We start from the raw sequence: 20,098 nt of genomic DNA, 5'->3' as shown, positions 1-20,098 counted from the left end.
GATTAAGGGTCAAGCCGCGCTTGCGGCCACAGCTCTCAGTTCTTGGTCGCGAAACAGGAAAACCCTGAGCGCTTGAGGGTCTTGCAAACGAGTTCCGCGCTTTCAGCCTGGAGCCCGGCGAAGCGAGCCCGGTAAAGCGTTTCGGAACCTTTCTGCACCTTTTCGGTAAATGGCTGCGCCGAGACCAGGGCCTTGGCTTCCGATTTGGCTCGGGCGAGAAGTGCGGTCGCCTTGTTGACGTCGTCGGTGGCGCCGATCTGAATCATCCAGCCGCTGCGCGCGGACGCGGGGCGATGGGAATCGGCGATCGTCGCGCTGTCGCCGCGGGGCGGCTCCAGTTTCGCCGTCAATGTCTTGTCCGAGCCATGGTCCCTCGAAAGCGCCAGAGCCCCGCCGCCGCGCGTCGCAGCGGGAGTAGCGGTTGCGGCGGCGGCCGAAGCATGGCCCGAACGTGCGGTGGAGCCGTCGAACGTTGCGCCTTTCGAACCCGTCTCGTTGGATGCGGTGCGCGCATCCGCCGGCTGAAGTTTCGCCGCGCCCGAGACGAAGGCCGGGCGCGGTTTATCGAAGGGAACGTCGGCGCTGATGGACGCGACCCGCACAGGATCTATCTCCGCCGGCTTGGGCGCGGCCGTCGATGCGGCGGGCTTGGAGCCCGCATTCGGATCCGCCTTGAGCTCGGCGGCCCTCCTCTCCCAATCCTGACGAGCGGGAGCCGGCCTTTGCGCCTCCACAGCCTCAGCAAAGGAGTCTCCCGAGGCTGTCTCGGAGATTGCGGAGGCGGTGCGGGCCGTGGCGCCATCCTCAATATTATCTTCGATCAGATTGGCCATCAGGCGGTCGCGCGAGGCGGCGCTGGCGCCGCCCAAAACGGCGGCGACGATATGATGTCCGTCGCGCCTCACCGAGGCCAGAAGATTGAAGCCGGAGGCGCGGGTGTAGCCTGTCTTGATGCCGTCCATCCCTTCGACCCGATCGAGGAGATGGTTATGGTTCATGATCGTCGATCCGCCATAGTAGAAGGCGTGCGTCGCGAAATAATGATAGTGGCGCGGGAAGCGCTCCTGAATGGCGCGTCCGAGAATTGCGAGATCATGCGCGGTCGTCACTTGCTCGTCATTCGGCAGACCGGAGGCGTTGGCGAAATGCGTGCGGATCATTCCGAGCGCATGCGCCTTGTGGGTCATCAGCTCGGCGAAACTGTCTTCATCGCCGCCGATCCTTTCGGCGATCGCGACGGCGATGTCATTCGCCGAGCGGGTCACGACCGCCTTGATCGCGTCGTCGACGCGGATCGTCCCGCCGGGACGAATGCCGAGCTTGGTCGGGGCCTGTCGGGCCGCATGGGAGGAGACGCTCAGATCGCTATCGAGCCTCAGATTTCCTCTCTCAAGTTGCTCGAACAAGAGATAAAGCGTCATGACCTTGGTGATCGACGCCGGATGCCGGAGATCGTTCTCGTTGCGCGCATAAAGCGTGCGGCCGGAATTGGCGTCGACGACGATCGCCGCGAAATTCCTCGCGTCGACGCTCGTCGTCGCGCGCATGCGCCGCCCAAAATGCGCATGGCGCGAGTGATGGGAAAAATGCGGATAGGAAGAGGAGTGGCGATGATGCGGCCAATGATGACGGGCTTCAGCGGGCGAAACGATTGCCCCCGCCGTCAGAGCCATGGCGAAACCATATAGGGCGACGGCAATTTTTGTGCGACGAACAGTCGCGCCCAACTTCAACATGTCTGGCATCCTTGGTCTTCGACATGGATGGTCCTCTCGGCAACGCTAAGTGCGCTCGGTTACCGATGGGTTAAGAGCACGGTTTGAGCTTCCGCAAACCGTCCCAATTCGAACTTATGCTGCGCTGCAAGATCAACTTGACGTGAATTGTGCGCTGCACTATACACAAATTGCAGGCCTGTAAACGCGCCTGCGGTATAGCCGCCTCGAACGAGGGGAGAACCGGCGCATGCTCGACGAAGGAAGATCAAATGGCCTACCAACTCGATGATTTCCAGAAAATTGGCAAAGAGCAACTCGAAGCTGCGACGACGGTGACGTCCTCCCTGGCGAAGAGCTGGCAGACGATCGCTGCGGAAGCGACCGAATATTCCAAAAAGTCTTTAGAGAACAGCTCCGCCTTCCTTGAGAAGCTGCTTGGCGCCAAGTCCTTTGAGAGCGCTATTCAGATTCAGTCGGAATACGCCAAGAACTCTTACGCTGGCTTCGTCGCCCAGGCCACGAAATTCGGCGAACTTTATTCCAACCTCGCCAAGGAAGCTTTCAAGCCGGTCGAATCCGCGATCGCCAAGGTTCAAAGCTTCAAGGAATAGGCTGCATTGATCTGCGCATAAAAACTTGCGCGGAGCCATCGATTGAACTTCGCGGAATTTTGGCCGCGGAAATCTCGGATAGCAATTCGAACGGACTGCGATCTGAGAGGCTCGGCTTTCGCCGAGCCTTTTTTGGATGGAGTTCCCGCAAGGACTATTGCTTCTGGCGCTTTGGCTGGAAGGCGACGTCGCTCCGGCGAACCAGGCGCTCGGTATTCAAGCTCCGGGTTTGTGAAAGCTGGAGCTCCATCGACCAGAGAGGATTTCATGGCTAAAACCGAGGAAGATGGCGGCCCTGAGGTCGCCGAAGAGACCAGGGAAGAGGCCTCAACCGAGGCTGCGGAGGAGACCAAGCCCGAGGCCAAGGAAGCGACCGGCGAGAGGGTCTTGGCCGAGGCTGCGGAGGAGACCAAGCCCGAGGCCAGGGAAGGTGACGCAACTGGCGAGAGTCGCGATCTTCAGCCGCTGGGCGACGGTCGATTCGAGACGACGACCGCGCCAGCTTGTTCCTTTCTCAATAGCGTCCAGGCGATCGCCGCCGAAGCGAATAATTATTCAAAAAATGCGCTGGAGAGCAGTTCTTCTCTCATTCAAAAGCTTTTCGGCGTCAGGTCGTTTGAGGGCGTCATTCAGATCCAGTCTGAATTCGCCAAGACGTCCTATGCCGGCTTCGTCTCGCATGCGATGAAAATGAGCGAACTCTATTCCAATCTCGCCAATCAGGCGTTCAAGCCGATCGAAGCGGCGATCGCCAAGGGTCGCCGCTGGAAGGAATAGTAGGCTCTAAACCCTGCGATATTATCGCTGAGGTCTCGGACGCGAGGGCCGCAAGGCTTCCATAAACCGATTGAGATCTGAAGGGCTCGGCTTTTGCCGGGCTTTTTTTTGGAAAAATTTCGCGCCTTAGCGCTGCCTATTTTCGCGGCGCCAAAGGAGAGCTTCCAGCGGGTCCGCCAACGGCGTAATTTTTGCTCGGCATCATGCGTGGCTCATGTTTCGAGCGGATGACAGCAAAATACGGCGATCGCTTGGCCAATTTCCTCGCGCCATTCAATTCCCTCTTGCAGGGAAGCCGCGCGCGTTGTTCACTTGGCTTCCGCCACTGGCCAAATGCGTGCGGCGAGATATCTAATTAGGAAGGCGAGGACTTCGGTGGTGACGGACGGACCTCTTCGGCGAAGTGTTTTCTGGGCTGGCCGGCCTGTTTGCGCCGAGACGCGCGGCGGCATTGGTTTTGCTCAGTCGGTTGCGGCTATGTCCCGGCCGATCCAAGCCGCCAAGGACCCGCAGAGAGGCGGAGATGGCGGCCCAGGTTCCGGCACAGCGGTCATTACGCGGCCGAAAACGCAGACGCGCCGTCCGAGCATGTATCGCGTGCTGCTTTTGAACGACGACTATACGCCGATGGAATTCGTGGTCTCGGTCTTGAAGAAATATTTCAACAAGGGTCCCGAGGAGGCGACGCGCATCATGCTTCATGTTCACCAGCATGGCGTCGGCGAATGCGGGATCTTCACTTACGAGGTCGCCGAGACCAAGGTCACGCAAGTTATGGATTACGCCCGCAAGCACCAGCACCCGTTGCAGTGCATCATGGAAAAGAAATGAGAGGTTGGAGCCAATGCCGTCGTTCTCCCGCAATCTCGAACAATCGCTCCACCGCGCTCTCGCCGTCGCAAACGAGCGTCATCATGAATACGCGACGCTCGAACATTTGCTCCTCAGCCTGACCGAGGACAGCGATTCGGCCGCCGTCTTGCGCGCCTGTTCGGTCGATCTCGATCTTCTGAAGAAGAACCTTCGCGAATACATCGACCAGGAGCTCGACAATCTCGTCAGCGACGGCCGCGAAGACGCCAAGCCGACGGCGGGGTTCCAGCGCGTCATTCAGCGCGCGGTGATCCATGTCCAGTCGTCCGGCCGGGAGGAGGTCACCGGCGCTAATGTGCTCGTGGCGATTTTCGCCGAGCGCGAGAGCCATGCCGCCTATTTCCTGCAAGAGCAGGACATGACCCGCTACGATGCGGTCAATTACATCAGCCATGGCATCGCCAAACGGCCCGGCCTTTCGGATGCGTCCAAGGCGCCGCGCGGCGCGGAGGAGGAAGCCGAGGCCCGCGACGCCAAGGATGGCAAGGAGGGCGGCGATTCCAAGAAGAAGGAAGGCGCGCTCGACGCCTATTGCGTGAACCTCAACAAGAAGGCGCGCGATGGCCGCATCGATCCTTTGATCGGGCGTGAGGCCGAGGTTCAGCGCACGATCCAGGTCTTGTGCCGCCGGCACAAGAACAATCCTTTGCTGGTCGGCGATCCAGGCGTCGGCAAGACCGCGATCGCCGAAGGCCTCGCCCGCAAGATCGTCAAGAGCGAAGTGCCCGAAGTCCTCGCCGAGGCGACGGTTTTCGCGCTCGACATGGGGACGCTGCTCGCCGGCACCCGCTACCGCGGCGATTTCGAAGAGCGCCTGAAGCAGGTGATGAAGGAAATCGAAAATCATAAGAAGGCGATTCTTTTCATCGACGAAATTCACACGGTCATCGGCGCGGGCGCAACGTCCGGCGGCGCGATGGACGCGTCGAATCTTTTGAAGCCAGCGCTGGCGCAAGGCACGCTACGCTGCATCGGCTCGACGACTTATAAGGAATATCGGCAATATTTCGAGAAGGATCGCGCCCTGGTCCGGCGCTTCCAAAAAATTGACGTGAACGAGCCTTCGATCCCCGACGCGATCGAGATCATGAAGGGGCTGAAGCCCTATTTCGAGGAATTCCATAAGATTCGCTACACGAATGAGGCGGTGAAGGCGGCGGTGGAGCTGTCGGCGCGCTATATTCATGACCGCAAGCTGCCGGACAAAGCGATCGACGTGATCGACGAGACCGGCGCGAGCCAGATGCTGCTGCCGGAAAACAAGCGAAAGAAGACGATCGGCATCAAGGAGGTCGAGGCGACCATCGCGACAATGGCGCGGATTCCTCCGAAGACGGTCTCGAAAGACGACGCCGAGGTTCTCGAACATCTGACGGAAACGCTCGAACGCGTGGTCTATGGCCAGAACAAAGCGATCGAGGCTTTGACATCGGCGATCAAGCTGGCGCGCGCCGGATTGCGCGACGGCGAGAAGCCGATCGGCAGCTATCTCTTCTCCGGTCCGACCGGCGTCGGCAAGACCGAGGTCGCGCGCCAGCTCGCCGTGAGCCTAGGCGTCGAATTGGTCCGCTTCGACATGTCCGAATATATGGAGCGCCATACGGTTTCGCGACTCATCGGCGCGCCTCCCGGCTATGTCGGTTTCGACCAGGGCGGACTTTTGACCGATGCGATCGATCAGCATCCCCATTGCGTCCTGCTCCTCGACGAGATCGAGAAGGCCCATCCGGACCTCTACAACATCCTGTTGCAGGTGATGGATCACGGCAAGCTCACCGACCACAGCGGCAAGCAGGTGGATTTCCGTAATGTGATCTTGATCATGACGACAAACGCCGGCGCGGCCGATATGCAGCGCGCCGCCTATGGCTTCACGCGTTCGAAGCGCATAGGCGAGGATGTGGAGGCGATCAATCGGATGTTCGCGCCCGAATTCCGCAACCGGCTCGACGCGGTCGTGACCTTCGGTCATCTGCCGTCGGAAGTCATCAGCAAGGTCGTCGATAAATTCATCATGCAGCTCGAGGCGCAGCTCGCTGACCGCAATGTCACGATCGAGCTCACCGACGAGGCGCGCAACTGGCTCGTCGAGCATGGATATGACGAGCAGATGGGCGCGCGGCCAATGGCCCGGGTCATTCAGCAGACCATCAAGACTCCGCTTGCGGACGAAGTCCTGTTCGGCCGCTTGAAAAACGGCGGAACCGTGCGGGTTGTTGTCACGGCCGAGGAAGATGGCGTCAAGAAATTGGGTTTCGTCTATCCCGAAGGTCCGATTCTGCCGCGGCCGGAGCGCGATATCGTCGAGGCGGGCAAGAAACGCGTCCGCGCGGAACCCGAAGTGCGCCGCGCCAAAGCGCGACGCTCCAAAGGCGATGAAGGTGGCCTCGGCGAGTCTTCAGGCCCTGACGATGATGAGGCTGAGACGGTCGGCGGCGGCGAAGAGCCCGACCTGAAGCACTGAGGGGGCGACATAGTTCAGAGGGGCGCCAAGGCTTTCGGGTCTGAGCCTTGGGGTGGAATGCGAAAGGGTCGCGGCGACAGCGCCGCGACCCTTTTGTTTCTGCGCTTGGCGCGAACGGGCGGATTGCGGATTGGTCAGCCCGATTCGAGCGCCGCCACGATCCTTCTGCGAAATCCCTCAAGAACCTCCGGCTTTTCCATTTCGCCAGTGTGCGGCCGCAATCCGACATCGGCCCAGCGCGGCAGAATATGAAAATGGAGATGGAAGACGATCTGGCCGCCGGCCGGCTCGTTGAATTGCTGGATCGTGACGCCATCTGCGGCGAGCGCGGTCCTGACCGCCCGGGAGATCTTCTGCAAGGGCCCCATCAGCGCGGCGAGGGCAGCGACGTCGACGTCGAATATATTGCGCGCGCGGGCCTTGGGAATCAGAAGGACATGGCCGTCCGCGCGCGGCATGATGTCCATCAAAGCCAGGGCCGCCTCGTCCTCATAGACCTTGTGGCAGGGCAATTCGCCGCGCAGGATCTTCGCGAAGACATTCGCATCATCATAAGGCTCCGGCATGGTCGCGCTCCCTCAAATCGGCCGCATCGATTTGACGAGAACGGCGACAGCGGTCAAGGTCCCTTCCTGAACGGCGTAAGTTCGCCATATTCCTCCATGGCCGCGTCGATATGGACGCGCTCCCTCTGGAGATATTCATCGATGGCGAGGGCGAAGCGCTTGTCGGCTATGTCATGCGCCGAATAGGTCGGGACCGGGCCATAGCCGCGGGCGAGCTTGTGCTCCCCCTGTGCGCCCGCCTCGACCCGGGCGAGGCCGCGTCCGATCGCGAACTCGATCGCCTGATAATAGCAGACCTCGAAATGAAGGAATGGATGTTCCTCGATCGCGCCCCAATTGCGTCCATAGAGCGCGTCCTTGCCGATGAAATTGATTGCGCCCGCGATATAGCGGCCATTGCGCTTGGCCATGACCAGCAGAATATGTTCCGCCATGGTCGCGCCTACGCTCGAGAAAAACTCCCGCGTCAGATAAGGCGCGCCCCATTTGCGGGCGCCGGTATCCTGGTAAAATAGAAAGAAGCTGTCCCAGTGGCTCTCCTTGATGGCGGAGCCGGTCAGGAGCTCGATCTCGATGCCCGGCGCCAGCGCTTCCTTACGCTCGCGGCGGATCATCTTGCGCTTGCGCGATGCGAGATCGGCGAGGAACGCCTCGAAATCCGCGTAGCCCTTATTGATGAAGTGAAATTGCTGCCCCGTGCGCTGCAGGAATCCGGACGCGCCGAGCGCCTGCCATTCCGAGCGCGTAGGAAAGGTGATGTGAATCGACGAGGCTTCGATCTTTTCGCGCCAGCTCCGAAGCCCGGCGATCAGCGTCCGCCGCGCCGCCTCGCCATGGCCAGGGGCGACCAGCAGCCGACGGCCGGTCGCCGGCGTGAAAGGCACGGCGACCTGAAGCTTGGGATAATATTTTACTCCGGCGCGTTGATAGGCGTCGGCCCAGCCATAGTCGAAAACAAATTCGCCCATGGAATGCATCTTCAAATAGGCCGGCGCCGCCGCCGCGATATGTCCGCCGTCATCCTTGACGACAATGTGCGTGGAGGTCCATCCGTGGCGCGGGGCGACTGATTTCGAGGTTTCGAGAGCCTTCAAGAAAGCGTGAGTTATGAAAGGGTTGAACCTTTCGACTTCATGTTTTGATTGTTCCAGTTCGCGCGCCGCCGCATCTTCGACGCAACGGTCTTCGGCCGCATCCGCCAGCCGATTTGGCGCCGGCGGATTTAGCTCATGCTCAGGGACCCCCGGATTGGCGCAGGCGTCCCATTCGGCGGCGTCGATCTCGTTCATCGATTGAACGACATGAGCCGTATAGCGCGAAGGCATGGCGGCGAAATCCCGAGCTGGAGCAGGCGTCCAGCTTAACCCTCTTCGCATGTGCAATAAAGACGCCATGGCCTCAGCCGGGTTCGCGCACAGAGGAACATCTTCGCATTCACGGCGCGCGAGTCGCTTGCGCGCCGCGACGCTTGCGCCGGAATTGCTCGATCGCCTTTTCGGCTGCCTCAAGGCCGCTCAAATATGCGCCATGGGCGGTGGTGAAATCATGGAGCGAGCAGGCTTCGCCCGCGAAAAACAATCTGTCCTCCACCGGCGCCGCCAGCGCGGCGCGCGCATCGGCATGGCCGGGGAGCGCATAGGAATAAGATCCGCGCGCATAGGGATCGCGCCCCCAGCCCGTCTCGGAGAGGGGCCGCAGACGCGCCCGAATTCCGCCGCCGAGCAGGCCCGCTAGTTCGGTTGCGGCGAATTCGAAAAAGGCGCCTTGACCCTCGGCCTCCAGCTCATGCGCAAGACGCCCGCCAAAATAGCCTTCGATGAGCGGCCGGCCGAAGGGGCGCAAATGATAGCTTCCGGTTGCGGTTCGGTTCGGATCGCCGAAAAGATGGCCGTCGACGGGGAGCATTTCGGGCGCATCGATCGTCATGACGAGCTTGTCCGCGAGGCCGAGCGGCAGGCTTGAGGCCGCGTTGACCTTGTTGGGCAAGTCCGGGCGAAACCGGATCGTTTGCGCGGCGATGAGCGATGTCGGCGCGGTGAGGATGATGGCGTCCGCCGCCAATGGTCCCCGCGATGTTTCGACGCGCAGGCGCGCGCCCTGGCGATCGATGAGCGTGACGGCGCAGTCGAGGACAATTGGCAAGCCGGCTCCATGCGCCGCAATCGCCGCGCCATAGCCTTCGCGCACCCTCCAGTTGACGCCGCTATCGGCATAACGAGTCAGATCACAGGCCGAAACACGCTCAAGCTCGGCGCCGTTCATAAAGCTGCTTTCGGCGTCGATCAGAGGGTTCCAGCGGCAGCCCGGTTCAAGCAGCTTTGCCGCCGCGAAATCGCCCCCGCTCAAATCGACTGCCGCGAGACGGGCGTGGAAATGCTGCGAGGCCTTATGGAAAGACGCCTGGTCTTCGCTGCTGAACCCGAGGTTCATGCTCTGTGTGACCCATGCGGGCGTGGTCTTGTCTATGGTGAATCCCGTCGCCTCGGCCAGACGAGTCCATGGATTGCGGTCAGCTGAATGCAGCCAGCCGCATCCGAGATCGAGCGGATAGTCCGCATGATTGGACGTATAAGCGCGCCCGCCAATCCGATTTCTGGCTTCGAGAACGGTCAGCGAGACGCCGGCCGTCGTCAGCCGTGCGGCCGCGGCCAGTCCGGCGGCGCCCGCGCCGATGACAATGACCTCGAGATCGTCCAAAGCTGGCGAAGCCATCTGGCCTCCTTTTGCACTGTCTGCTGAATTTGCCTAAGCTCATTCGACTCGATTGGGCCGCGGCGCGCCTGGCGCATTTCCTTCAAATACTTAATCAGGATTCCGAGGCCGGCCATTTGTGCTTGGGTTTAAGTTCGGCGCGGTTTTCTAAGACATGTTCATGAGGCAAAGTATGACGACCATTTGGGTGCGCAAGTCCATGGCGGTCCTCGAGGCCGAGGCTAAAGTTTGCGAATATGATGCGGCGGGCGATGCGACGCAGTTGCAGTTGCGCCGGACGCTTTCGCTGACGAGCCTGATCGCGCTTGGCATTGGCTGCATCATCGGCGCGGGCATTTTCGTTCTGACCGGTCATGCCGCCGCCGCCTATGCCGGGCCGGCCGTGAGCCTGTCCTTCGTCCTCGCCGGTCTCGTCTGCGCCTTCGCCGGTCTCTGCTACGCCGAAATGGCCTCGACAGTTCCGGTCGCCGGAAGCGCCTATACCTACGCCTATGCGACGATGGGAGAGTTCATCGCCTGGATCATCGGCTGGGACCTTATTCTCGAATATGCGCTCGGCGCGACGACGGTGGCCATCGGGTGGTCCGGCTATGTCACGAGCTTCTTGAAAGATCTCGGCGTCGTGATTCCGGACGGCTTGGCGAGCGCGCCTTTCGCCTTTGATCCGACAGGCGGAGAATGGTCACGCAGCGGCGCGCTGTTCAATGTTCCGGCCGCCTTCATCATCGTGTTGGTCACGATTTTGCTGGTCGTTGGAATTCGCGAATCGGCGAGGGTGAATAATGCAATCGTCCTCATCAAGCTGACGATCATCATCGCCTTCATCCTGGTCGGCGTATGGTCCGTCACGCCTGTGAATTGGGTGACTGAGAGCAACCCCACAGGGGCCTTCATTCCGCCCAATGCCGGGCCGGGCGCTTATGGCTGGAGCGGCATCGTTCGCGGCGCCGGGGTCGTCTTTTTCGCCTATATCGGCTTTGACGCCGTATCGACCGCCGCGCAGGAAGCCCGTAATCCGCAGCGGGACATGCCCATTGGCATTCTTGGATCGCTCGCGATCTGCACTGTGCTCTATGTGCTGGTGGGCATCGTCCTCACCGGCATCGTCCCTTTCGACAAGTTGAACGTGCCGGACCCCATTGCCCTCGGCGTCAATGCGATCGGGCTCGGCTGGTTTTCCGCCATTATCAAGCTTGGCGCGATCCTGGGATTGAGCTCGGTGATTTTGGTGTTGCTGCTCGGGCAGCCGCGCATCTTTTTTTCGATGGCGCGCGACGGGCTCTTTCCCCCTATCGCCGCAAGGGTGCACCCGCGTTTTCGGACGCCTTACGTCACCACGCTGGTGACGGGCGCAGTCGTCGCCATTCTATCGGGGCTGCTGCCGATTGGCCTGGTCGGCGAGCTCGTCAGCATCGGCACCTTATTCGCCTTCGCTGTGGTTTGTCTCGGCGTCCTGGTTCTGCGGATCACCCATCCCGAGATCCGCCGTCCATTCAAGACGCCCTTTGTTTTTGTGGTGGCTCCGCTCGGCGCGGCTTCGGCGATTTTCCTGATGTTTGGCCTGCCGAGCGACACTTGGCTCCGCCTTGCGGTGTGGCTCGTCCTTGGCCTCGGCATCTATTTCTTCTACGGCCGCCAGCATAGCCATATGGCTCGGCGCGACCTGAACAGTTGAAGTCGTCCCGCCAGAGTTTTTCAGCGCAAGCCGCCGCTCCTCGCCATTGGACGCGAGAAGCGAGGGGAGGGTGGAGCGTCAGACCCGGCGGGCGATGGATTTGAGAAAGCCCTGGTAATCCTCGGTCAGCTCCATGTCGACGGCGAGCGTCGAGGAAATCAGAAGCGCCGCGATGAAGCTTTCGTCATTGCGAGCGTCGGCGAGCGCTTCCTTGATCGGCGGCACATTCTCTTCCGGCTTTACCAGCTGCGACTTCAGTTGCGTCGTGATCGTGGTCCATTGGGACCGAACCCAGGCCGCCAAGGGCCCGATCAATTCGACCTTGAAATTGGATTTGCGGGCCTTCTCCAAGAAGCGGACGCCGGCGTTCCAAGTGTCCTTCGGCTCGAAATGGCCGTCCTCCATCAAGGTCTTGCCGATCATGCCGACATGGTCCTCGAGAGTCTCTGGCTTTGCGTCCGGCTCCTGCTTGAAATGCCAGAAAGCAAAGGAGCCGGGGTAATTCTCTCCGTACAGGGCGATGAGGTCTTTTTCGACCTTGTCGAAGGCCGCTTTATCCGCCTTTAGCGCCGCGGCAATGCCAAAGGCGAAGATGGAATCGTCGGCGATCGTCTTGACCCCGGTCAGGTTGAGGTCCGACTTGGACAGTTTAGGAATGGAGCCGTCCGGATTCGGCGTGGCCTTTCCGGCGCGCTGCGCCATGACATGGGCGGTCACTTCCAGCCAGCCGGTCAGGCTCTCGGAAAAGAGGCTCGGATCGACCTCGATGATGGACCGGTTCATCGGGTCTTTACGTATCAGCACTTCATTCATGGATCGATCCTCGGCGCCTTCCTGGACAAGGCTTGAATAGGCAAGGGTTCAGTCTTGCGCTTAGAGCACGTTCCGAAAAAGTTGATCGACTTTTTCGATCAGAACATGCTCCAAGTCTTTGAGTTTTTGCTTTCGATCGGATGGCGCGATCCGATCGGGAGGCGCTCAGCGCGTCAATCGGCGGGGCCGCGGCGGACGCGACGCCCACGCGCCGATCGCACGAAGACTAATGCGGCATGGGTCCGGACCGGCGCTTGGATAAGAAGGGGCAGGCTGCAGAAAAGCCCGGCGAGAGCCAAGCTCCAGAGCGCATTCCAAATCAGCGAAGTCATGACAGCTCTCCATTTATTCATTGTGCCGCATTTTCGAACAGAAACGCGATAGGGCGAAGCCGCAATCACGCGAAAATGCTTGTGTCCTCGCCTTCTGTTTTGGACTTCGATCCGCGTCCGTCACACGGGCGCGGCGAGCCAGCGCAGCCGGTCCAAAGCGCCTTGCAGGATATAGGCCGCGGCCATCCGGTCGATGACTTCGGCGCGTTTGGCGCGCGAGGCGTCCTGCTCGATGAGGGAGCGCGTCACCGCGGCGGTCGAAAGCCGCTCGTCCCAATAGACGCAGGGCCTAACCGTCAAACCGCCAAGGTTGCGCACGAAGGCGCGGGTGGCCTGAACGCGCGGACCTTCCGACCCATCCATATTGAGCGGCAGTCCGATGACGAGCGCGGCGACGTCGAATTTTTCCGCGAGCTCTATGAGCCGCGCCGCGTCCTTGGCGAATTTTGTTCGGCGGATCGTTTCCAGCGGCGTCGCGATCCGGCGCTCCACATCTGAGAGGGCAAGGCCGATCGTCTTGGTTCCGAGATCAACCCCGATGAGGCGCTGTCGCGCGCCGATGCGCGGCTGCAATTCGACGAGATCGAGGATTTCCGCAGCCATCGCCAACCTGTCGCGCGCGCTTGTTAAGGCGGCTGATCCGAAGCCTCTTTGCCCGGCGCCGGCTTCGTCTTAAATCATCCTGGCGCGTTCGTGGAGATTTTGCACATGAAACTGACTTGGCTCGGCCATTCGGCGTTCCGCATAGAGCTTGACGCGGCGGTCATCCTGATCGACCCGTTCCTGCGCGGCAATCCGAAATTCAAAGGCGACTTCTCGGAGGCGACCGAAGGGGCGACCCATATCGTCCTGACCCATGGTCATGACGACCATGTCGGCGACGCCGCCGAGATCGCCAAGGCGACGGGCGCGGAGGTCGTGTCGAATTATGAGATCTGCGTATTTCTCCAGTCGCAGGGCGCGGCCAATATCAATCCCGGCAATACCGGCGGCTCGATCGATTGCGGCGACTTTAGCGTGACCTTCACCCAGGCCTTGCATTCGTCGGGCACGATCTTCAACGGCCAGTCGATCTATCTCGGCAGCCCGAACGGCATAGTCATCAAGCCGAAGCATGGCCCGACGCTTTATCATATGGGCGACACCGATATTTTCTCCGACATGGCGCTGATCAGCGAGATCCATCAGCCGAAAATCGGCCTGGTCCCGGTCGGCGATCGCTTCACCATGAGCGGCAAGACCGCCGCGCTCGCCGTGAAGCGCTTCTTCACCTTCGAGACCGTCGTTCCCTGTCACTACGGGACGTTCGATCTTTTGAGCCCGGACCCGAGCGAGTTCGCCGCCGCGATGCAAGGCTCTCCGACTAAAACAGCCGCGCTGCAGATCGGCGAGGCTTTGGTTTTTTGATCGCAGCCGCGCTGGGCAAATGGGTTGCGCGCGCAGCCAGAAATGATGACATTGCCGCCATCATGGGCAGCAGGAGAGCGACATGGACTTTATTTGGGAGTTTCTTCACAACGAGACCGTCCTCGCCATTATCGGGTGGATCGGCGCGCTCGCCGTCGTGGCTCTATGGATATGGATCGCCCGCTTCGCGATCGGCAAAAGAGTGAAGCAATTCGAACGGGAATACGCCGCGAAGGCGGCCAAGGAGAGCGCCGCCGACGCGCATGAGGGGCCGAAGGAATAGGGCGGCGCCTATCCCTGACGCGAGAGCCGAGGCAAGACGCATGTGGTCGCGGGCTTGGGCCCTTTTAAGAGACGAAGGCAACCGGGGAATCCTCGCATTCCTCGGCGGCGGGGCCGTCGTCGTCATTGGCGGGCTTTGGGCGGCCTTCACCTTTTTTTATGAGAAGGCGGGCGAGAAGCCAGCTCAATCCCAAACCATCGAAGTCCATAATGGAAATGTGATCGGCTCGGGACCGAACGCGACCTTCAATGCGCCCGTGACCGTCAATCCCGACGCGAAGGAGGCGGTCGCTCCGATCAACGAACGGCTCGACAAACTTGCGGCTCAGCAGAAGGAATTTGCGGTTCAAATCGCGCGCGAAAAAGGGGTCGAGGTCGCGCCGCTTCTGTCCGTCCTCGCTAAGCTCGGCGAGAAGGGCGTGCGCGAGGAAGACATCCCGAAGCGGCTCGACGCGGCGGCGGACGAGTTGATCAAGCTCCGCGCGGAAATTGACCGCCTCCGGGCCGGACCCCCGGCCTTGGCGGCGGTCGCGGAGGAGGCGCAGGCGCTTATCGACAAGGGCGATCTCGACGGCGCGCGTCACGCCCTGGAGCGTGGTCGCGAAGCTGCGCGCGCTGAACGGGTCGAGTCGAGCCGCTATGAAGCGGGCTTTCTGGCTCAGGAGGCCCGCGTCGATGACTTGCAGATCGCCTATCGTTCGGCGGCGGCGAAATATGCCGAGGCCGCTGCTCTTGTCGCCTCTTTTGATCCGCAGCAACAATGGCGGCTTCTGAACGATCAGGCGAGCGAGCTCTATAAGCAGGGATATGAATTCGGGGAGGACGCGGCGCTTCTCGATGCGATCGACGTCTATCGGCGAAGCCTCGCGCTGTCGCCGCGATCGGCGAGGCCGCGCGACTGGGCGATGACGGAGAACGACCTTGGCGTTGCGCTCAAGACGCTTGGCGAGCGGCAGGTCGGAACCGGCCTGCTCGATGACGCCGCATCCGCTTTTCGAAGCGTGACGGAGGAAATGACTCGCGAGGACGCGCCTTTGCAATGGGCGATGGCGCGCAACAATCTCGGCGCGACGCTTGAAGCCCTTGGCGCGCGCGAGACTGGGACGGCGCGGCTCGAGGAGGCTGCGACGGTCTATCGCGACGTCTTGAAGGAATTCGCCGGTGAGAAACACCAATGGGCGATGGCCCAGAACAATCTTGGCGGCGTGCTCACCCTGCTCGGCCAGCGCGAGACGGGGACGGAGCGATTGACTGAGGCGGTCGCCGCCTATCGCGAAGCTTTGGCGGAGTTCACGCGCGAGGGCGCGACGCTTGAACAAGCCATGACGCAGAACAATCTCGGCATCGCGCTCCAGGCGCTGGCGCAACGCCAGGGCGACGCCGCGCTTCTGGAGGAAGCGGTCGCGGCCTATCGGGCCGCATTGCAGTTATTCACGCGCGAGGCTACGCCGCTGAAGTGGGCCGCCGCCCAGAGCAATCTTGGCGGCGCGCTTGCGGCGCTCGGCGCGCAGGAAAACGGAACGACGCGGCTCGATGAGGCGGTCTCGGCCTACCGTGAGGCGCTTAAGGAGCAGACGCGCGAGCGATCGCCCCTCCAATGGGCGGCGAACCAAGTTAGTCTCGCCTCCGTCCATATCGCTCTCTTCGCCAAGGATCGCCAGCCGCGCCATCTCGACGACGCGCTTGAAGCGGTCGACGGGGCCGCTGAGGAATATCGCAAGGCGCAATCGGCGGCCGACCGCGAAAAGGCGGAGCGCCTGCAGGACTTGCGCAAGCAAATCATCGCCGTAAAAGATAAAGCGTAGCGGCGGGATGCGCTAAAGCTCTTGCATTGCTCGCGCCCAAGCCGCGGTGCTATAGGCACATTCTTCGCTAACCCCCAAAATTGCTGCAAGGGAGAGCACATGTCTGTCGATCAGGCGACCGTGCGACGCATCGCGCATCTGGCCCGGATCAAGGTCAATGAGGAAGACGTGCCTCACCTCCAGGGCGAGCTCAACGCCATTCTCGCCTTCGTTGAGGAATTGGCGAGCGTCAATGTCGAAGGCGTCGAGCCGATGACCTCGGCCATGCCTATGCCGATGAAAAAGCGCGAGGATGTCGTGACCGAGGGCGACATCGCCGACGCCATCGTCGCCAATGCGCCCGCCGCCGAGGATCATTTCTTCGTCGTGCCCAAAGTCGTGGAATAGGAGCGGACGCAACATTGACCGAGCTCACCGAACTCACCCTCGCCGCCGCGCGCGAGGCCCTTGCGAAAAAGCAGATCTCCGCCGTCGATCTCGCCAAGGCGCATATCGCCGCGATCGTTGAGGCCCGCGCGCTGAACGCCTTCATCACGGAAACCCCGGAGGTCGCGCTCGCCATGGCGGCTGACTCCGATGCGCGGATCGCGCGCGGGGAGGCGGGGCCGCTCGAAGGCGTGCCGCTTGGGATCAAGGATCTTTACTGCACGGCGGGCGTGCCGACCACGGCGGCGAGCCATATTCTCGAGGGGTTTACGCCGGCCTATGAATCGACCGTCTCGGCCAATCTTTGGCGGGATGGGGCGGTGATGCTCGGCAAGCTCAATCTCGACGAGTTCGCGATGGGCTCGTCGAACGAGACCTCCTATTTCGGTCCGGTGATTTCGCCCTGGCGGCGCGCGGGTTCGAATACGCCGCTCGTTCCCGGCGGCTCTTCGGGCGGTTCGGCGGCGCGTCGCCGTCGCCGCGCGGCTCTGCTACGGCGCAACCGCGACCGACACGGGCGGCTCGATCCGGCAGCCTGCGGCCTTCACGGGAACCGTCGGGATCAAGCCCACCTATGGCCGCTGTTCGCGTTGGGGCATTGTCGCCTTCGCCTCGTCGCTCGACCAGGCTGGCCCGATCGCGCGGACGGTGCGCGACGCCGCGATCATGTTGCGCTCCATGGCGGGGCACGACGCCAAGGACACGACCTCGGTCAATATTCCCGTGCCGGATTACGAGGCGGCGGTCGGCCGCTCAATCAAGGGAATGAAGATCGGCATTCCGAAGGAATATCGGCTCGACAACATGCCGGCCGAGATCGAAAAGCTCTGGCGCCAGGGGATCGAATGGGTGAAGGAGGCCGGCGCGTCGATCGTCGACATTTCGCTGCCGCATACGCGCTACGCCTTGCCGGCTTATTATATTGTCGCACCGGCGGAAGCGTCGTCGAACCTCGCGCGCTATGATGGGGTGCGCTACGGCCTGCGGGTCCCTGGCAAGGACATCGCCGATATGTATGAGAGCACCCGCGCGGCGGGCTTCGGCAAGGAGGTGCGCCGGCGCATCCTGATCGGAACCTATGTGCTCTCCGCCGGCTATTACGACGCTTATTATGTCAGGGCGCAAAAGATCCGGACCTTGATCAAGCGCGATTTCGAGCAGGCTTTCGCCGATGGCGTCGACGCCATCCTGACCCCCGCGACGCCTTCCGCCGCCTTCGGGCTCGGCGAGAAAGGGTCCGCCGATCCGGTGGAGATGTATCTGAACGACGTTTTCACCGTCACGGTGAACATGGCGGGCTTGCCGGGCATCGCCGTGCCAGCTGGCGTTTCGTCGGAGGGCTTGCCGCTCGGGCTTCAAGTGATTGGCCGCGCCTTCGACGAGGAGACCTTGTTCGCCGTCGCGGCGGCGATCGAGCAGGCCGCGCCGAAGGTCGAGCCGCCGCCGAAATGGTGGGCGTGATCGCGCCTGCACGTAAGCGGAGAAGACCACGGGATCTCGATCTCGGCGGTCGGAGAGCGAAGTCGTCGCTCTATCATTCAAATTGCTGCGGAGAGGCTGTATATTTAGCTATTGCGCGCTCAAGGGCGCAGGTTCGCTAATGGGCCGTGGGCGCATGGAAACTCTGCCTGAACGTTCCAATGCGAGGCGGGCGAGAGACGCCGCTTTAGGCCTGAGTCTCCAAAGCGAGCCGCATCGAAAGGTTTGTGATGAACACGCACGCAAAACCCTCCAAGCTCATCAAGGGCGCGACCGGCGATTGGGAAGTGATCATCGGCATGGAGATCCACGCCCAGGTCACATCGCGCTCCAAGCTTTTCTCCGGGGCTTCGACCGCGTTCGGCGAGGAGCCCAACGCCAATGTCTCGCTTGTCGACGCCGCCATGCCCGGCATGCTTCCGGTCATCAACGAGGAATGCGTGGCGCAGGCGGTGCGCACCGGGCTTGGCCTCGAGGCCCAGATCAACCTGCGCTCGGTGTTCGACCGCAAGAATTACTTCTATCCCGATCTGCCCCAGGGCTATCAGATCTCTCAGTACAAGAGCCCGATCGTCGGCGAGGGGCTCGTCCATGTCGACGTCTCTCCGACTGAACAGATCGAGGTCGGGATCGAGCGGCTGCACCTTGAGCAGGACGCCGGCAAGTCGCTGCACGACCAGTCGGCGACGGACTCTTTTGTCGATCTGAACCGCTCCGGCGTCGCGCTGATGGAGATCGTGTCGAAGCCCGACTTGCGCTCCTCGGAGGAGGCGCGCGCCTATGTCACCAAGCTGCGCACCATCCTGCGCTATCTCGGCTCCTGCGACGGCAACATGGAGCAGGGATCGCTGCGCGCCGACGTCAATGTCTCGGTGCGCCGTCCGGGCGAGCCTCTCGGCACTCGTTGCGAGATCAAGAACGTCAATTCGATCCGCTTCATCGGCCAGGCGATCGAGGTCGAGGCGCGCCGCCAGATCGGCATTCTCGAAGATGGCGGCAAGATCGATCAGGAGACAAGGCTCTTCGATCCCGGCCGCGGCGAGACGCGCTCCATGCGCTCCAAGGAGGAGGCGCATGACTATCGCTACTTCCCCGACCCGGATCTTCTCCCGCTCGAATTCGACCAGGCCTATGTCGATCGCCTGAAGGCCGGACTTCCCGAATTGCCGGACGCCAAGAAGGCCCGCTTCATCAAAGATTACGGTCTGCCGCCCTATGACGCCGGCGTCCTCGTCGCCGACAAGGAGACCGCCGATTATTACGAAGCCGCAGTCAAGCACGGCGGCACGCGGCGCGACGCGAAGCTTGTCGCCAATTGGATTACCGGCGATCTCGCGGCCTACGCCAATTCGGTCGGCCTCTCCGTCGCGCAGACGCACATCAAGCCCGGCCAGATCGCCGGCGTCGTCGATCTCATCAGCGATGGGACAATCTCGGGCAAGATCGCCAAGGACCTTCTGACGATCATCATCGCCGAGGATAAAGACGGAGACCCGCGCGCGATCGTCGAGGCGCGCGGGATGAAGCAGGTCACCGATACTGGCGCGATCGCCGCCGCCGTCGATGCGATCATCGCCGCCAATCCCGACAAGGTTGCGCAGGCGCAGGCCAAGCCTTCCATGCTCGGATGGTTTGTCGGCCAGGTCATGAAAGAGACTGGCGGCAAGGCCAATCCGCAAGCCGTCAACGAGCTTCTGAAAGCGAAGCTCGGCATCTGAAAATGTGAGGCGGCTCGCGAATCACTTTGCATGATTCGCGAGCGGCGGCGCGATTGGAGCGTTGGCCATGCCGTCGCGCAGCGTTTTTTTTTCACTGCGCACGAATTTTTTTTGTTCATGAGCTGCGTCTTCGAATAGCGCTTCGCGCTTCGCTCACACGCGCCCTAACGCCGTCGCGGATTCCGCGCTAAAGACCATCCATCGCCACAAGAAATGCGTCGCGAACATAGCGCGCGAGACTGAGAAACGCGTTTGCGTTTTGCGCCCCCGCGCGACTTTAAACGGCTCCGAAAAATAGAATAGAGCCTATGAAAAACAAAGGCTTTTAGAACAGGAGACGCAGTTGGCGATAGCCGATGGAGATCGCGTCGATTGCGATTGCAGTTGGCTCGGCTGCATCCTTGTTGTGATCGCGGGAGAGCTTGCAAGCGCGACGACGA

General features: G+C 61.6%; 17 protein-coding genes and 1 pseudogene. 11 read left to right on the top strand and 7 right to left on the bottom strand.

Annotation, left to right across the window (positions count from 1 at the left end; translation table 11 throughout):
* Window positions 1-35 precede the first annotated feature (35 nt).
* Entirely contained in the window at window positions 36-1,736 is a 1,701-nt protein-coding gene (locus RZS28_RS01105) for a serine hydrolase (RefSeq protein WP_407339387.1), read from the bottom strand.
* Between the two features lie 251 nt (window positions 1,737-1,987).
* Here RZS28_RS01105 and RZS28_RS01100 point away from each other — a divergent pair, with 251 nt between their 5' ends.
* From RZS28_RS01100 to clpA, 4 genes are all read left to right on the top strand, one after another.
* Window positions 1,988-2,329: a phasin family protein gene (locus RZS28_RS01100; protein ID WP_407339386.1), complete on the top strand. Its 342-nt coding sequence runs from the start codon at window positions 1,988-1,990 to the stop codon at window positions 2,327-2,329.
* Window positions 2,330-2,596: 267 nt separating this feature from the next.
* On the top strand, window positions 2,597-3,106 hold the full coding sequence (locus tag RZS28_RS01095) for a phasin family protein (RefSeq protein WP_407339385.1): 510 nt from the start codon (window positions 2,597-2,599) through the stop codon (window positions 3,104-3,106).
* A 477-nt stretch (window positions 3,107-3,583) separates the two neighbouring features.
* Entirely contained in the window at window positions 3,584-3,937 is a 354-nt protein-coding gene (gene clpS / locus RZS28_RS01090; protein WP_407339384.1) for an ATP-dependent Clp protease adapter ClpS, read from the top strand.
* 13 nt (window positions 3,938-3,950) lie between these two features.
* Window positions 3,951-6,443 carry an ATP-dependent Clp protease ATP-binding subunit ClpA gene (gene clpA, locus RZS28_RS01085; protein WP_407339383.1) on the top strand — a complete coding sequence of 831 codons (2,493 nt, stop codon included), beginning with the start codon at window positions 3,951-3,953 and terminating at the stop codon, window positions 6,441-6,443.
* Window positions 6,444-6,577: 134 nt separating this feature from the next.
* On the opposite strand, the gene RZS28_RS01080 is transcribed toward clpA, so the two are convergent.
* The 3 genes from RZS28_RS01080 to RZS28_RS01070 form a co-directional block, all read right to left on the bottom strand.
* The gene (locus RZS28_RS01080) at window positions 6,578-7,009 is read right to left on the bottom strand and encodes an HIT family protein (RefSeq protein WP_407339382.1); all 432 of its coding nucleotides are present in this window, start codon (window positions 7,007-7,009) and stop codon (window positions 6,578-6,580) included.
* 53 nt (window positions 7,010-7,062) lie between these two features.
* Window positions 7,063-8,334, bottom strand: a complete 1,272-nt coding sequence (locus tag RZS28_RS01075; RefSeq protein ID WP_407339381.1) for a GNAT family N-acetyltransferase — start codon at window positions 8,332-8,334, stop codon at window positions 7,063-7,065.
* Between the two features lie 109 nt (window positions 8,335-8,443).
* The gene (locus tag RZS28_RS01070; protein ID WP_407339380.1) at window positions 8,444-9,721 is read right to left on the bottom strand and encodes a flavin monoamine oxidase family protein; all 1,278 of its coding nucleotides are present in this window, start codon (window positions 9,719-9,721) and stop codon (window positions 8,444-8,446) included.
* Window positions 9,722-9,893: 172 nt separating this feature from the next.
* Here RZS28_RS01070 and RZS28_RS01065 point away from each other — a divergent pair, with 172 nt between their 5' ends.
* Window positions 9,894-11,396 (top strand): amino acid permease, encoded by a 1,503-nt coding sequence (locus RZS28_RS01065; protein ID WP_407341008.1) that lies wholly within the window; start codon window positions 9,894-9,896, stop codon window positions 11,394-11,396.
* Window positions 11,397-11,474: 78 nt separating this feature from the next.
* Here RZS28_RS01065 and RZS28_RS01060 read toward each other — a convergent pair whose 3' ends face one another.
* The 3 genes from RZS28_RS01060 to ruvX all read right to left on the bottom strand — a co-directional run bounded on the left by RZS28_RS01060 (window position 11,475) and on the right by ruvX (window position 13,144).
* On the bottom strand, window positions 11,475-12,209 hold the full coding sequence (locus tag RZS28_RS01060) for a hypothetical protein (RefSeq protein WP_407339379.1): 735 nt from the start codon (window positions 12,207-12,209) through the stop codon (window positions 11,475-11,477).
* Between the two features lie 173 nt (window positions 12,210-12,382).
* A complete protein-coding gene (locus tag RZS28_RS01055) occupies window positions 12,383-12,541 on the bottom strand; it encodes a hypothetical protein (protein WP_407339378.1) in 159 nt (52 codons plus the stop codon).
* A gap of 120 nt (window positions 12,542-12,661) precedes the next feature.
* Window positions 12,662-13,144 carry a Holliday junction resolvase RuvX gene (ruvX, locus tag RZS28_RS01050; RefSeq protein WP_407339377.1) on the bottom strand — a complete coding sequence of 161 codons (483 nt, stop codon included), beginning with the start codon at window positions 13,142-13,144 and terminating at the stop codon, window positions 12,662-12,664.
* Between the two features lie 105 nt (window positions 13,145-13,249).
* Between ruvX and RZS28_RS01045 the strand changes: the two genes are divergently transcribed.
* The 6 genes and pseudogenes from RZS28_RS01045 (at window position 13,250) to gatB (ending at window position 19,658) form a co-directional block, all read left to right on the top strand.
* On the top strand, window positions 13,250-13,948 hold the full coding sequence (locus RZS28_RS01045; RefSeq protein ID WP_407339376.1) for a metal-dependent hydrolase: 699 nt from the start codon (window positions 13,250-13,252) through the stop codon (window positions 13,946-13,948).
* Between the two features lie 82 nt (window positions 13,949-14,030).
* Complete coding sequence (locus tag RZS28_RS01040; protein ID WP_407339375.1) at window positions 14,031-14,231, top strand: hypothetical protein; 201 nt, start codon at window positions 14,031-14,033, stop codon at window positions 14,229-14,231.
* A 40-nt stretch (window positions 14,232-14,271) separates the two neighbouring features.
* Window positions 14,272-16,035, top strand: a complete 1,764-nt coding sequence (locus RZS28_RS01035; protein WP_407339374.1) for a tetratricopeptide repeat protein — start codon at window positions 14,272-14,274, stop codon at window positions 16,033-16,035.
* A 99-nt stretch (window positions 16,036-16,134) separates the two neighbouring features.
* Complete coding sequence (gene gatC, locus RZS28_RS01030) at window positions 16,135-16,422, top strand: Asp-tRNA(Asn)/Glu-tRNA(Gln) amidotransferase subunit GatC (RefSeq protein ID WP_407339373.1); 288 nt, start codon at window positions 16,135-16,137, stop codon at window positions 16,420-16,422.
* A 14-nt stretch (window positions 16,423-16,436) separates the two neighbouring features.
* Window positions 16,437-17,922, top strand: a pseudogene (gene gatA, locus RZS28_RS01025) (Asp-tRNA(Asn)/Glu-tRNA(Gln) amidotransferase subunit GatA).
* A 248-nt stretch (window positions 17,923-18,170) separates the two neighbouring features.
* Window positions 18,171-19,658 (top strand): Asp-tRNA(Asn)/Glu-tRNA(Gln) amidotransferase subunit GatB, encoded by a 1,488-nt coding sequence (gatB, locus tag RZS28_RS01020; RefSeq protein WP_407339372.1) that lies wholly within the window; start codon window positions 18,171-18,173, stop codon window positions 19,656-19,658.
* Window positions 19,659-20,098: the final 440 nt, after the last annotated feature.

Origin of the sequence: Methylocapsa polymorpha (genome assembly GCF_045689225.1) — a bacterium.
In the GTDB taxonomy this organism is placed as follows: Bacteria; Pseudomonadota; Alphaproteobacteria; order Rhizobiales; family Beijerinckiaceae; genus Methylocapsa; species Methylocapsa polymorpha.
Note: the sequence above shows the minus strand (reverse complement) of the source record. Positions and strands in the feature narration are given on the sequence as shown.